The sequence below is a fragment of the Stenotrophomonas sp. 10L48 genome (assembly GCF_056395105.1).
Map to the genome: position 1 here is coordinate 1 of NZ_JBFTIX010000018.1, position 13,297 is coordinate 13,297.

General features: G+C 67.3%; 11 protein-coding genes. 6 read left to right on the plus strand and 5 right to left on the minus strand.

Translation table 11 applies throughout. The features are described from left to right. Positions 1-467 precede the first annotated feature (467 nt). On the plus strand, positions 468-1,379 hold the full coding sequence (gene hemC, locus AC1DCU_RS19795; protein ID WP_025877394.1) for a hydroxymethylbilane synthase: 912 nt from the start codon (positions 468-470) through the stop codon (positions 1,377-1,379). 71 nt (positions 1,380-1,450) lie between these two features. On the opposite strand, the gene AC1DCU_RS19800 is transcribed toward hemC, so the two are convergent. Both AC1DCU_RS19800 and AC1DCU_RS19805 read right to left on the minus strand, forming a co-directional pair. Next, the gene (locus tag AC1DCU_RS19800) at positions 1,451-2,227 is read right to left on the minus strand and encodes a DUF481 domain-containing protein (RefSeq protein ID WP_025877391.1); all 777 of its coding nucleotides are present in this window, start codon (positions 2,225-2,227) and stop codon (positions 1,451-1,453) included. Positions 2,228-2,334: 107 nt separating this feature from the next. Then, positions 2,335-2,937 carry a LolA family protein gene (locus AC1DCU_RS19805; protein ID WP_032976576.1) on the minus strand — a complete coding sequence of 201 codons (603 nt, stop codon included), beginning with the start codon at positions 2,935-2,937 and terminating at the stop codon, positions 2,335-2,337. Positions 2,938-3,018: 81 nt separating this feature from the next. Here AC1DCU_RS19805 and AC1DCU_RS19810 point away from each other — a divergent pair, with 81 nt between their 5' ends. After that, positions 3,019-3,990 (plus strand): helix-turn-helix transcriptional regulator, encoded by a 972-nt coding sequence (locus AC1DCU_RS19810; protein WP_025877388.1) that lies wholly within the window; start codon positions 3,019-3,021, stop codon positions 3,988-3,990. A gap of 26 nt (positions 3,991-4,016) precedes the next feature. Beyond that, on the plus strand, positions 4,017-4,811 hold the full coding sequence (locus tag AC1DCU_RS19815) for a MetQ/NlpA family ABC transporter substrate-binding protein (protein ID WP_032976575.1): 795 nt from the start codon (positions 4,017-4,019) through the stop codon (positions 4,809-4,811). Positions 4,812-4,897: 86 nt separating this feature from the next. Here AC1DCU_RS19815 and glpK read toward each other — a convergent pair whose 3' ends face one another. The 3 genes from glpK to AC1DCU_RS19830 form a co-directional block, all read right to left on the minus strand. Further along, complete coding sequence (gene glpK, locus AC1DCU_RS19820) at positions 4,898-6,397, minus strand: glycerol kinase GlpK (RefSeq protein ID WP_032976574.1); 1,500 nt, start codon at positions 6,395-6,397, stop codon at positions 4,898-4,900. A 63-nt stretch (positions 6,398-6,460) separates the two neighbouring features. Beyond that, the gene (gene glpD / locus AC1DCU_RS19825) at positions 6,461-7,945 is read right to left on the minus strand and encodes a glycerol-3-phosphate dehydrogenase (protein ID WP_032976573.1); all 1,485 of its coding nucleotides are present in this window, start codon (positions 7,943-7,945) and stop codon (positions 6,461-6,463) included. A gap of 120 nt (positions 7,946-8,065) precedes the next feature. Further along, positions 8,066-8,701, minus strand: a complete 636-nt coding sequence (locus tag AC1DCU_RS19830; protein WP_025877381.1) for an OmpW/AlkL family protein — start codon at positions 8,699-8,701, stop codon at positions 8,066-8,068. A gap of 186 nt (positions 8,702-8,887) precedes the next feature. On the opposite strand from AC1DCU_RS19830, the gene AC1DCU_RS19835 reads away from it, so the two are divergent. The 3 genes from AC1DCU_RS19835 to lpdA all read left to right on the plus strand — a co-directional run bounded on the left by AC1DCU_RS19835 (position 8,888) and on the right by lpdA (position 13,229). Further along, positions 8,888-9,457 (plus strand): DNA-deoxyinosine glycosylase, encoded by a 570-nt coding sequence (locus AC1DCU_RS19835; protein ID WP_051585033.1) that lies wholly within the window; start codon positions 8,888-8,890, stop codon positions 9,455-9,457. A gap of 113 nt (positions 9,458-9,570) precedes the next feature. After that, on the plus strand, positions 9,571-11,313 hold the full coding sequence (gene aceF / locus AC1DCU_RS19840; RefSeq protein WP_442252163.1) for a dihydrolipoyllysine-residue acetyltransferase: 1,743 nt from the start codon (positions 9,571-9,573) through the stop codon (positions 11,311-11,313). Between the two features lie 107 nt (positions 11,314-11,420). Continuing rightward, entirely contained in the window at positions 11,421-13,229 is a 1,809-nt protein-coding gene (lpdA, locus tag AC1DCU_RS19845) for a dihydrolipoyl dehydrogenase (protein ID WP_313443603.1), read from the plus strand. Positions 13,230-13,297: the final 68 nt, after the last annotated feature.

Below are 13,297 nucleotides of genomic sequence, written 5' to 3' on the forward strand. Positions count from 1 at the left end.
GGCGGGCGGGACACGCCGTAAACCCATCCATGGGGGCTCGATGGCGCCATCCATGGCGCCAACGGTCCCGCCCGCCCATCCCGCCTCACCCTCGCGAATTTCCCGGTGACGGACAGCAAGAGCGTTGGTGTTATCGGGTGGGGGAAGAGGGGTCAGATCCCTTTTCCTGCGGAAAAGGGATCTGACCCCGGAAGTCGCCGGCTGTTGCTTCTGCTTCTGCTTTTTTCTTTTTTCTTTTGATCTTCCGTGGCTGACGCACACGGAAACCGTCAGAGGCTGGGCGGGGTGGACTGCGTGGGGGTGTCCGCGGCATGGATGCCGCGGCCAAGCCCCCAGGGATGGGTTTACGGCGTCCCCCGCGCAGCCCACCCCGCCCGGCCAAGCACAGCTGTTGCTTGCACGACCACACCAGCCACGAGGGGCTCCGCCGTTGGCCGTATCCCGCCGATAGGCGCGATAATGAAAGGATGGAAACCGTCCGCATCGCCACCCGCAAGAGCCCGCTCGCCCTCTGGCAGAGCGAACACGTCGCCGACCGCCTGCGCCAGGCACATCCCGATCTGCACGTGGAACTGGTGCCGATGAGCACCCGCGGCGATGAAGTGCTTGACCGCTCGCTGGCGGCCATCGGTGGCAAGGGCCTGTTCCTCAAGGAACTGGAGCTGGCCATGCTGCGTGGCGAGGCCGACTGCGCGGTGCACTCGTTGAAGGATGTGCCGATGGAACTGGATGCGCCGTTCGCGCTGCCGGCAATGCTGACCCGCCACGATCCGGCCGATGGTTTCGTCTCCAACCTGTATGCCTCGCTGGATGCACTGCCGATCGGTGCGCGCGTCGGTACCTCGTCACTGCGCCGCCAGGCCCAGCTGCGTGCGCTGCGCCCGGACCTGGAGCTGCTGGACCTGCGCGGCAACGTCAACACCCGTCTGGCCAAGCTCGACAACGGCGGCTACGACGCCATCGTGCTGGCCGTGGCCGGGCTGGAACGGCTGGGCCTGGGCAATCGCATCGTCGCCCGCCTGCAGCCGCCGCAGTGGTTGCCGGCGCCGGCGCAGGGCGCGGTGGCGGTGGAGTGCGATGGCGGCAATGCCGCGCTGATGGCGCTGTTTGCAGGCCTGGATGACGCCGCCACGCGCGCCTGTGTAGAAGCGGAGCGGGCGATGAACCGCGCGCTGCATGGCAGCTGCCATGTGCCGGTGGCGGCGATCGCGCAGTGGCAGGGCCAGGACCTGCACCTGCAGGGGCTGGTCGGCAGCGCCAGTGACGGCCGCGCGGTGCGTGCCGACGCCGTGGGCCCGGCCAGCGACCCGGAAGTGCTGGGCCAGCGCGTGGCGAAGATGCTGCTGGATGCGGGTGCTGGCGAGCTGTTGAACGTCTGAGCCACCGCAGGTAATGCCGGCCAGCGGCCGGCACTACCAAAAGCAGAACGGGCGCCAGGCGCCCGTTTCGCTTATTTGAACTTGTAGACCACGTTCATCGTGGTCAGCGTATCGGTCTTGCGCTTGTCCTCGGCGACGTCGCTGTTGTAACGCGCCTGCCAGCCGGCCTTCAGCGCCAGGTGCTCGTTCATGCTCACCGAGACACCAAAATCGTTCTGGCCGAAGGTGTTGTACGAACCCGATTCGACCAGCAGCGTGTTGATCAGGTCGGTGTTGTCGGTCAGCGAGTACTTCAGGTCGAACAGGCCGCGACCGATCAGGCCGGTGCGGGTGCGGTCGTCCTCGGTGCTGTGGGTGCGGCGCACACCGGGGCCGATCTGCGCATCGAACGAGAAACGCTCGGTGTTCCACAGCCGGGTGCCGTAACCCAGACCGAACGAGCTCTGCCGGTCGTAGGTGGCGAAGTCATCACGCTCGGTACGTACCGTGGCCGTCAGCTGGCGATGTTCGCCCAGCTGCAGCGCGCTGCCTGCACTGCCGGTGTAGCGGTTGGCGGTGGTGTTGTTGCGGCGCGTGGTGGTGCCGTCGTCGCTGGTTTCGGTCACCTTGGAGCTGGAGCGCAGGCCGAACAGGTCCATGCTGTGCACCCAGTCGCCATCGGTGTAGCGCAGGCGCAGGCGGCCGTTGAAGCTCTCGGTGCTGCTGTTGCCACGTGCCGACGCGAAGCCGAGTTCGCCACCACTGCCGCTCCACGGCGAGGACATCGCCGCCAGTTCGGAGGCATCCTGCGCATACGCCAGCGGGGCGCAGAGCAGCAAGGGGACCAGCAGGGACACGCGCAGGGACATCGAGGCTTCTCCGAAGCGGTTGGCAGCCGGTGATGATACTGGAAGCGTGATGACCGTCCGAATCGCCCGTCCCGCCTGCTTCAGCAGGCGTTGTCGGCCAGGCCCATTCAGGGCAGGTCGACCTGCAGGGCAGGATCGTTGAAGCGCGAGTACCGCAGCCGCAGCTGGAAGGGCTTGCCGTTGTTGTGGCCGCTGCGCACGATCTGCCGCGGCAGGCCCTGCGCATCCACCCAGTACTCCAGGCGCTCACCGGCCGTGGCGCCACGCAGGCGGTAGTGGCGGGTGCTGACGCCGTCCAGCGTCTGCTCGCCCAGGTCTTCGGCCTGCAGGGCCTGTGCGGGGATATCGGCAGGCAGCGGGCTGCGCCATTGCTCCAGCAGCCCCGGCGGGGTCGGCACCTGGCGGATCGCATCGTCGGCCTGCAGGAACATGGTGTCGCCGATGATCACCTGTGGTCCGGCAGGGGTCTGTACCCGGAACCGGTCCGGGGCGACGAAGTCCATCGCGGTACGCACCGGCTGCTGCGCGCCCAGCACCTCCAGCTCGGCATGGAAGCTGCGCAGGGCGGCAAAGCGCTGGCTGGCAGACAGCACCGCCTGCGCCGGATCGGCAGCGGGGACGGGCGTCGCAGCGTCGGTGGGCGCCGGTGCGCGGTCGCAGGCGGCCAGCAGCAGGCAGGCCAGCAGGGGCAGGACAGACAACCGGCGCATCGGGCGCTCCACGGGGCAGGGGGCGCCCACGATAGCCCAATCGTCCGCCACAACGCCCGAGACTCGGACATAATCGGGGGCATGGACCGATACGAACGCATCACCGCCCTGCATCGTCTGCTCAAGTCCGCACGCTATCCGGTGACGGTGGCGACCCTGCAGGACAAGCTCGGTTGCTCCCGGGCCACCGTCTACCGCGACCTGGCGTTCCTGCGCGATGCGCTGATGGCGCCGATCGAGGGCGATGGCGAGGCCGGCTTCCGCTACCTGGCCGACGAGAGCGACCGCTTCGAGCTGCCCGGCCTGTGGCTGAGCTCGGAGGAGCTGCACGCCCTGCTGGCCTCGCAGCACCTGCTGGCCCGTACCGGCGGCGGCGTGCTGTCTTCGGTGCTGGCGCCGCTGCAGCAGCGCATCGAGAGCCTGCTGGCCGCCCAGGCCGGTGTTTCCAGCTGGCCGGTGGATCGGGTGCGGGTGATTCCGCACCGTGGCCGCAAGTTCGATGAAGCCAGCTTCCGTTCGGTGGCCTCGGCGGTGCTGGAGCGCAAGCAGCTGGGCTTTGAGTACCGCGCCCGCTCGACCGACGAAGCGACCAAGCGCACCGTATCGCCGCAACGGCTGACCCATTACCGCGACAACTGGTACCTGGACGGCTGGGACCATGATCGCGAGGCCCTGCGCAGCTTCGCGGTGGACCGCATCTACAAGGCGCGGGTGATCGACAGCACCGCCCGCGATGTCGCCGACAGCGAACTGGACGAGCAGCTCGGCGCCAGCTACGGCATCTTCTCCGGTGCGCCCAAGGGCTGGGCAACCATCCTGTTCAGTGCCAAGGCCGCGCGCTGGGTGGCCGACGAGCACTGGCACTCCAAGCAGCAGGGACGCTTCCTCGCCGATGGCCGCTACGAATTGAAAGTGCCCTACAGCGTGTCGCGCGAACTGTTGATGGACGTGTTGCATTACGGGTCCGATGCCGAGATCGTCGAGCCGATGATGCTGCGCGAGCAGGCCAAGGCACTGCTGGAACTGGCCCTGACCAACTACGAAAAATCCTGACACCTCCCCCGAGATCGATTGCGCCCATGAAGAAGACCCTGTTGCTGCCCCTGTTCGCCGCTGCGCTGGCCCTGACCGCCTGCGGCAAGTCCGGTGAGCCTTCGCAGAAGCTGGTGGTGGCCGCCACCGCCGTGCCGCACGCCGAGATCCTGGAAGTGGTCAAGCCGATCCTCAAGCAGGAAGGCGTGGAGCTGGACGTGCGCGTGTTCAACGACTACGTGCAGCCCAACGACCAGCTGGTGCAGAAGCAGGTGGATGCCAACTACTTCCAGACCGAACCGTACCTGGACGCCTACAACCGTGATCGCAAGACCGACCTGACCAAGGTGGTGGGCGTGCACATCGAGCCGTTCGGTGCCTACTCGCGCAAGATCAAGTCGCTGGCCGAACTGCGTGAAGGGGCCGATGTGGTGATCCCCAACGACCCCAGCAACAACAGCCGCGCGCTGATCCTGCTGCACAAGGCCGGCGTGATCGAGCTGAAGGATCCGACCAACGCACTGGCCACCCAGCGCGACATCGTTTCCAACCCGAAGAACCTGAAGTTCCGCGAGCTGGATTCGGCCATGCTGCCGCGCGTGCTCGACCAGGTCGATCTGGCCCTGATCAACACCAACTATGCGCTGGATGCCGGCCTCAACCCGACCAAGGACGCGCTGGCGATCGAGAGCAAGGACTCGCCGTACGTGAACTTCCTGGTCGCCCGCCCGGACAACAAGGACGACGCCCGCGTGCAGAAGCTGGCCAAGGCGCTGACCGGACCGCAGGTGAAGGCCTTCATCGAGACCAAGTACAAGGGCGCGGTGCTGCCGGCGTTCTGACTCTGGGGTAGTGCCGGCCGCTGKCCGGCAACCCAGCAGGTGTACCCGAAGATCACGGTGTTGCCGGCCAGCGGCCGGCACTACCGTCAGTCGACGTGGAAGGCGAGGGTGGCGGCCACGGCCTGCTGCCACCCGGCGTAGAGTTTCTCGCGCCGGGCCACCGCCATCTGCGGTTCGAAGCGGCGATCCAGCCCCCACTGTGCCGCGATCTGTTCGCGGCTCTCCCAGAAGCCGACCGCCAGCCCGGCCAGATAGGCCGCACCCAGCGCGGTGGTCTCGGTCACCCGCGGTCGCAGCAGGGGGACGCCGAGGATGTCGGCCTGGAAGCTGGCAAGGAAGTCGTTGCCGATCGCGCCGCCATCGGCGCGCAGTTCACTGAGCGAGATGCCCGCATCGGACTGCATCGCATCCAGAACGTCGCGGGTCTGGTAGGCCATCGCCTCCAGCGCTGCGCGCACGAAGTGGGCCTTGCCTGTGCCACGGGTCAGGCCGAACATCGCACCGCGCACGTCGCTGCGCCAGTACGGTGCACCCAGGCCGACGAAGGCCGGCACCAGGTACACCCCCGCGCTGTCCGGCACCTGTGCGGCCAAGGCCTGGCTGTCAGCAGCGCGATCGATCATGCGCAGCCCATCGCGCAGCCACTGCACCACCGAGCCGGCGATGAAGATCGACCCCTCCAGCGCGTATTCCACCTTTCCCTCCAGGCCCCAGGCAATGGTGGTCAGCAGGCCATTGCGCGAGCGCACGGCCTGCGTGCCGGTGTGCATCAGCATGAAGCAGCCGGTGCCATAGGTGTTCTTGACCATGCCTGGCTGGAAGCAGGCCTGGCCGAACAGCGCGGCCTGCTGGTCGCCGGCGATGCCGGCAATCGGGATCGGATGGTCGAAGAAGAACTGCGGGCGCGTGTGCGCGTACACCGAACTGGAATCGCGCACCTGCGGCAGCATCGCACGCGGAATGTCCAGCAGGGCCAGCAGGTCCTCGTCCCAGTCCAAGGTGTGGATGTTGAACAGCAGCGTACGCGCGGCGTTGCTGTAGTCGGTCACGTGCGCCTGGCCGCCGCTGAGATTCCACACCAGCCAGCTGTCGATGGTGCCGAACAGCAGCTCGCCGCGCTCGGCCCGCTGCTGCGCGCCGTCGACGTGGTCGAGGATCCAGCGGATCTTGGTGGCCGAGAAATAGGCATCGATCAGCAGGCCGGTACGCTCGCGGATCAGCGCTTCGTGGCCGTCGGACTTCAGCCGCTCGCAGATCGCCTGGCTCTGCCGCGACTGCCAGACGATGGCGTTGTGGATCGGCTGGCCGCTGGCACGGTCCCAGACCACGGTGGTTTCGCGCTGGTTGGTGATGCCCAGTGCGGCGATGTGGCGGGGATCGATCTGTTCGCGGCTGAGCAGTTCGGTGATCGTGGCATAGACGCTGGTCAGGATCTCGCGCGGGTCATGCTCGACCCAGCCCGGCTGTGGAAACAACTGGGCAAACTCGCGCTGCGCGCTGCCGACGATGTCGCCGGCGCGATCGAACAGGATCGCGCGCGAACTGGTGGTTCCCTGGTCGATGGCCAGCACGTAGCGGGGCGTCATGCAGCGTCTCCGGTGGCGATGTTGGGATCGTAATGCATCGGTGGCGCCGGGCCGCGCGCGGCATTACCGGCGACGTGAATCCATCCAGGCCTGCAGCCGTGCCGCCTGTGTCGCGTCCATCTGCAGCCCCAGCTTGCTCCGCCGCCACAGTACATCCTCGGCGCTGCGGGCCCACTCGTGGTCGCACAGGAACGCCACCTCGCGTGCGTGCAGGCCCGCGCCAAAGTCTTCGCCCAGATCGAACAGGCTGCGTGCGCCGTGCAGCAGATCGATGCTGCGACTGCCATAGGCGCTGGCCCAGCGCCGCAGCGTGGCCTCCGGCAGCCAGGGGGCCTGGTGCCGAAGCTGTTCCCGTGCCTGCCCGGCATCGCCCCAGTCGCTGCCGGGCAGTGGCTCGCCTGCCGCCGTCCAGGCGGGGCGGGCGTGCGGCAGATAGGGGCGCAGCAGGTCCAGTGCCTCCTCGGCCAGTACCCGGTACGTGGTCAGCTTGCCGCCCAGCACGTGCAGCGCAGGCGCACCGTCGGCGTCCAGTTGCAGGCGATAGTCACGGCTCAGTTTGGCCGCGCGCGGGTCCGGGTCGGCCAGCAACGGGCGCACGCCGGCAAACTGCCAGACCACCTCGGCAGGTGCGACCGGATCGCGCAGGTAGCCGTTGGCAGCGCTGCACAGGTAGTCCACTTCCGCGGGCAGCACACTGCAGCGTGCGGGGTCGCCGCGATAGTCGGTGTCGGTGGTGCCGATGAGCAGGTGGTCGTGGAAGGGCAGCAGGAACACCACACGGCCGTCGGGCTGCTGCAGCAGGCAGGCGCGGTCGTTCGGCCAGGCGCGGCGCAGCACGATGTGGCTGCCCTGGACCAGGCGCAGCGCAGGTCCGCCGCTGCGGGCGTGCATGCGCTCCAGCAGACCGCCGGCCCAGGGGCCTGCGGCGTTGACCACCGCCTGTGCCTGCACGGTCTGCTGATGGCCTGCGGCGTTTTCCAGTACGGCGTGCCAGCGTCCGTGCCCGCGTTGCAGGTCCACGCAGCGCGTGCCGGTCAGGATGCATGCACCCCGCTGCGCAGCATCGAGCGCGTTGAGGATGACCAGCCGCGCATCATCCACCTGCGCGTCGGCGTAGCTGAAGGCGTGCTGCAGCTGTGGCGACAGCAGCGCGCCGAGTGGATCGTCGTGCAGATCCACGGCGCGCGACGCAGGAAAGGCGGGACCGCGCCGGCCCAGATGGTCGTACAGCCAGAGCCCGAGCCGCAGCATCCAGCGCGGGCGCAGGTGCGGCTGCCACGGAAGCACGAAGCACAGCGGCCGCACCAGGAACGGCGCCTGCCGACGCACCACCTCGCGCTCGCCCAGCGCCTTGCGCACCAGGCCGAACTCGCCCTGTTCCAGATAGCGCAGTCCGCCATGGATCAGCTTGCTGCTGGCGCTGGAGGTGTGTGCTGCCAGGTCGTGCTGTTCGCACAGCAGCACCTTCAGCCCGCGGCCGCTGGCATCACGGGCGATACCGGCGCCGTTGATGCCAGCGCCGATCACCAGCAGGTCGACCTCGTGCATCGCGCCTCCGCATCCCTTCTGTGTAGATTCGACTGTCAGTCGACTCTACAGAACCCGGGTGACGGAAACGACGACGGGCCCCGAAGGGCCCGTCGCGGTACAACAATGACGCAGAAGCGCTTAGAAGCGGGCGCCGATGCCGAAGCCGACGGTCCACGGATCCATCTTCGCTTCGCCGATCTTCTCGCCGCCGACCTTCACGTCCGGACGCGAACGCATGTAGCGGGCGTCGGCACGGGCGAACCAGGTCGAGTTGATGTTCATGTCCACACCGACGGTGCCGATCACGCCCTTGGCGTCCTTCAGGCGGATGTCGGAGTCGCTGCCGTCGGCCAGGGTTTCATTGCTGAAGGCCGACTGGAAGTAGCCCACGCCCACGAACGGACGGAACACGTTGTCAGCCTGGCCGAAGTGGTACTGGCCGCTCAGCGCGACCGGCTGCTGCTCGACGTTGCCGAGGCGGGCATTGCCCGGGCCCTTCACCTTGTGGTCGAACTTGTCTGCAGCGCCCCACAGTTCAACGGCCCAGTTGTCGTTGATGTAGTAGCTGAAGCTGACGGTCGGTGCCGGGCCGCCATCGACCTTCTTGATGCCGTCGATCGGGTCATTCTTCGGCTGCAGCAGCGAGACGCCGCCAACCACGGCAAAATGCTTGCCCGAGGCGGTATCGGTGGTGCTGCTGTCCTGCGCGAAGGCAGCCGGTGCAAACGCGGCGGAGGTCAGCAGGGCGAGGCTCAGGATACGGATGGAGCGCATGGGGGAATCTCCTAATGTTTCTTGTTTTGGGCCCCCGGTTGCGGGGCGAGCACACCGTAGTCGCCCCAACATGAATCGAATCCGACGCGCGTTAAAAATTAGTTCGCACTGTTCAGCGAACAGCGCGAAATCCCTGTTTCCATGCGGTTTCTGCCCTCCTGGAATATTCATGCAGTTGGAGAAGATGTGAGCGCTGCAACGTTGTGCATCGGCCTGCCTGCGCAGGTGAACGCGGATTGCCGGGTGTTGCTGCTGGGTTCAATGCCCGGTATCGCTTCGTTGCAGGCACAGCATTACTACGCGCACCCGCGCAATCGTTTCTGGCCCTTGCTCGGCGATCTGTGCGGCTTCGACCCGGCAATGCCGTACGCGCAGCGACTGCAGGCGCTGGCAGCCAATGGTGTCGGCCTGTGGGATGTGATCGGCCGCTGCAAACGACGCGGAAGCCTGGATGCGGACATCGTGCGTGGCACGGAAGTGGCCAATGCACTTCCCGCACTGATCGCCGCACTGCCTGACCTGCAGCTGATCGGCTGCAACGGTGGCGCGGCGATGCAGGCCTTCCAGCGCTGGGTGCAGCCGCAGCTGGCCACGTCGGCCAAGGTGCTGGCGCTGCCGTCCACCAGTCCGGCCAACGCAGCGTGGTCCTTGCCGCGCCTGCGCCAGGCCTGGCAGCCGGTGGCCGTCGCACTGGCGACATCAAGCGGACATCGGCAGGACAATACGCTACCGACTGGAAGCGCCGGCGGGCCATGAGCAACAGCGTGTCCCGGCTGCGTGCGTACTGAAAACACCTGTAACGGTTGGCGCTGGCTCCCGCTGGCCGCACAATAGACGTTTCCCTACACCAGATTGCCGGAGTTCTCCCCATGGCCGAAATCAAGGAAGCACGTGTCCCCGATATCGGTGACTACAGCGATATCCCGGTAATCGAGGTGCTTGTTGCCGTCGGCGATACGGTGAAGAAGGACCAGGGCCTGGTCACGCTGGAAAGCGATAAAGCGACCATGGAGGTGCCGTCCTCGGTGGCCGGCGTGGTCAAGGAAATCAAGGTCAAGCTGGGCGACAGCCTGTCCGAAGGCAAGGTCGTGGCACTGATCGAAGTGGCCGACGGCGAGGCTGCCCAGCCGGCCGCTGCCGCTGCACCCGCCGCTGCACCCGCACCGGCCAAGGCCGCTGCTCCGGCCGCTGCTCCGGCCGCTGCCACCCAGGCCGCTCCCGCTCCGGCCGCTGCTGCCGCCCCCGCTGCCAGCGGCGGCGCGGTGGAAGCCCTGGTGCCGGATATCGGCGATTACAGCGGCATTCCGGTCATCGAAGTGCTGGTCGCCGTGGGCGATACGGTGAAGAAGGACCAGGGCCTGGTCACGCTGGAAAGCGACAAGGCCACCATGGAAGTGCCGTCGTCGGTCGCCGGCGTGGTCAAGGAGATCAAGGTCAAGGTCGGCGACAACCTGTCGCAGGGCAACGTGGTCGCCATCATCGAAGCCGAAGGCGCTGCCGCCCCGGCCCCGGGCAAGGCTGCCGCCGCTGCTGCCCCGGCCGCCGCCGAGACCGCTACCAAGGTCGAGCCGGTCGCCGTGCCGGCCCAGCCGGACAAGCTGGCCGCCCGCGAGATCGCCAGCGCCCCCTCGGCCGGCGCGCCGACCAGCCCGCCGGTACAGTTCAACGCCGATGGCGTGCTGCCGGCCAAGGTGCCCTACGCATCGCCGGTGGTGCGCGTGTTCGCCCGTGAGCTCGGTGTCGACCTGCTGCAGGTCAGTGGCAGCGAGAAGGGCGGCCGCATCACCAAGGCCGACGTGCAGAAGTTCGTCAAGGCCGCGCTCAGCGGCGGCGCTCCGGCAGCTGCCGGTGGCACCGTGGCTGCCGGCGGTGGCCTCAACCTGCTGCCGTGGCCGAAGGTTGATTTCAGCAAGTTCGGCGACGTTGAAGTGCAGCCGCTGTCGCGCATCAAGAAGATCTCCGGTGCGAACCTGGCCCGCAACTGGGCGATGATCCCGCACGTCACCCAGTTCGAGCAGGCCGACATCACCGACCTGGAAGGCCTGCGCGTGGCGCTGAACAAGGAGAACGAGAAGGCCGGCATCAAGCTGACCATGCTCGCCTTCCTGATCAAGGCCAGCGCCGCGGCGCTGAAGAAGTTCCCGGAGTTCAACGCCTCGCTCGATGCCAGCGGCGAGAACCTGACCCTGAAGAAGTACTTCAACATCGGTTTCGCTGCCGATACCCCGAACGGCCTGGTCGTTCCGGTCATCCGCGACGTCGACAAGAAGGGCGTGGTGCAGATCGCGCAGGAAACCGGCGAGCTGGCCAAGAAGGCGCGTGACGGCAAGCTGGGCCCGGCCGACATGAGCGGCGGTTGCTTCTCGATCAGCTCGCTGGGCGGCATCGGCGGCACCGCGTTCACCCCGATCGTCAATGCCCCGGAAGTGGCCATCCTCGGCGTCTCCAAGTCGTCCATCCAGCCGGTCTGGAATGGCAAGGAGTTCGCACCGAAGCTGATGCTGCCGCTGTCGCTGAGCTACGACCACCGCGTCATCGATGGCGCCCTGGCCGCACGCTTCACCACGTACCTCTCGCAGGTGCTGGCCGACATGCGCCGCGTGCTGCTGTAAGGCACCGCTTCGCCCCCACCGTGCGGCCGCTGCCCCTGGCGCGGCCGCCTGTCGAAACGCAGTGACAGCCCGCCGGCCACGCCGGTCGGGCACGAGGAAAACCCACCATGGCCACGATTGAAATCAAGGTTCCCGACATCGGCGATTACAGCGATGTGCCGGTGATCGAAGTGCTGGTCGCCGTTGGCGATACGGTGAAGAAAGACCAGGGTCTGGTGACCCTGGAGTCGGACAAGGCGACCCTGGAAGTGCCGTCCTCGGCAGCCGGCGTGGTCAAGGAAATCAAGGTCAAGCTGGGCGACACGCTGTCCGAAGGCGCGGTCGTCGTGCTGCTGGAGACCGAAGGCGCCGCTGAAGCGCCGGCCAAGGCCGCTGCGCCGGCCCCGGCGGCCGCCGCCCCGGCCAGCAAGCCGCCGGTGACGCCGTCGCACCGCGCCCCCGCCGAGCCCGCAGCACCGAAGCCGGCACTGTCCAGTGGCAAGGCCGCCGACATCGAATGCGAAATGGTTGTGCTGGGCTCGGGCCCGGGCGGCTACACCGCCGCCTTCCGCGCCGCCGACGTCGGCCTGGATACGGTGCTGGTCGAACGCTACGCCAGCCTCGGCGGCGTCTGCCTCAACGTCGGCTGCATCCCGTCCAAGGCACTGCTGCACGCCGCTGCGGTGATCGACGAAGTCGCCCATGCCGGTGATTTCGGCGTCGAGTTCGGCAAGCCGACCATCACCCTGGACAAGCTGCGCCAGTACAAGGAAAAGGTCGTCAACCAGCTGACCAAGGGCCTGGCCGGCATGGCCAAGCAGCGCAAGGTCCGCAGCGTGCAGGGCGTGGGCAAGTTCGTGTCCGCCAATGAGCTGGAAATCACCGCCGCTGACGGCAGCACCCAGCTGCTGCGCTTCCAGAAGTGCATCATCGCCGCCGGTTCGCAGGCGGTGAAGCTGCCGAACTTCCCGTGGGACGACAAGCGCGTGATGGACTCCACCGACGCGCTGGAGCTGGCCGAAGTGCCGGGCTCGCTGCTGGTCGTCGGCGGCGGCATCATCGGCCTGGAAATGGCCACCGTGTACGGCGCGCTGGGCAGCAAGGTCACCGTGGTCGAGTTCATGGACCAGCTGATGCCGGGCGCCGACAAGGACCTGGTCAAGCCGCTGGCCGACCGCCTGAAGAAGCAGGGCATTGACGTGCACCTGAAGACCAAGGCCTCCGGCGTGACCGCCGATGCCAAGGGCATCACCGTGACCTTCGAAGCCGCCGAGGAAGGCCAGGCGCCGGCATTGGCGCAGGGCACCTTCGACCGCGTGCTGGTGGCCGTGGGTCGTTCGCCGAACGGCAAGAAGATCGATGCTGAAAAGGCCGGCGTGCAGGTGACCGATCGTGGCTTCATTCCGGTCGACCGGCAGATGCGCACCAACGTGCCGCACATCTTTGCCATCGGCGACATCGTCGGCAACCCGATGCTGGCCCACAAGGCCACGCACGAGGGCAAGCTGGCGGCCGAAGTGGCTGCCGGGCACAAGAAGGAGTGGGTCGCGCGGGTGATTCCGTCGGTGGCCTACACCAACCCGGAAATCGCCTGGGTTGGCGTCACCGAGACCGAAGCCAAGGCCAAGGGCCTGAAGGTTGGCGTGGCCAAGTTCCCGTGGGCCGCCAGCGGCCGCGCGATCGGCATCGGTCGCACCGAGGGCTTCACCAAGCTGATCTTCGACGAGGACAGCCACCGCATCATCGGCGGTGCGATCGTCGGCGTGCACGCCGGTGACCTGCTGGCCGAGATCGGCCTGGCGATCGAGATGGGTGCCGAGGCCGAGGATATCGGCCACACCATCCATGCGCACCCGACGCTGAGCGAGTCGGTGGCGATGGCCTCGGAAATCTACGACGGCACGATCACCGATCTGTACATGCCGAAGAAGAAATAAGGCGCCCGCGCCTTCCCGAACAAAAAGCCCCGGCATTGCCGGGGTTTTTTTGTTTCTCCGTTCCGGAT

What these genes read in the sequence shown, in the direction of transcription:
- aceF (WP_442252163.1), top strand. Translation starts at nt 9,571, where the DNA reads ATGGCCGAAATCAAGGAAGCACGTGTCCCCGATATCGGTGACTACAGC.
- glpD (WP_032976573.1), bottom strand. Translation starts at nt 7,945, where the DNA reads ATGCACGAGGTCGACCTGCTGGTGATCGGCGCTGGCATCAACGGCGCC.
- lpdA (WP_313443603.1), top strand. Translation starts at nt 11,421, where the DNA reads ATGGCCACGATTGAAATCAAGGTTCCCGACATCGGCGATTACAGCGAT.
- glpK (WP_032976574.1), bottom strand. Translation starts at nt 6,397, where the DNA reads ATGACGCCCCGCTACGTGCTGGCCATCGACCAGGGAACCACCAGTTCG.
- AC1DCU_RS19805 (WP_032976576.1), bottom strand. Translation starts at nt 2,937, where the DNA reads ATGCGCCGGTTGTCTGTCCTGCCCCTGCTGGCCTGCCTGCTGCTGGCC.
- AC1DCU_RS19815 (WP_032976575.1), top strand. Translation starts at nt 4,017, where the DNA reads ATGAAGAAGACCCTGTTGCTGCCCCTGTTCGCCGCTGCGCTGGCCCTG.
- AC1DCU_RS19800 (WP_025877391.1), bottom strand. Translation starts at nt 2,227, where the DNA reads ATGTCCCTGCGCGTGTCCCTGCTGGTCCCCTTGCTGCTCTGCGCCCCG.
- AC1DCU_RS19830 (WP_025877381.1), bottom strand. Translation starts at nt 8,701, where the DNA reads ATGCGCTCCATCCGTATCCTGAGCCTCGCCCTGCTGACCTCCGCCGCG.
- AC1DCU_RS19810 (WP_025877388.1), top strand. Translation starts at nt 3,019, where the DNA reads ATGGACCGATACGAACGCATCACCGCCCTGCATCGTCTGCTCAAGTCC.
- hemC (WP_025877394.1), top strand. Translation starts at nt 468, where the DNA reads ATGGAAACCGTCCGCATCGCCACCCGCAAGAGCCCGCTCGCCCTCTGG.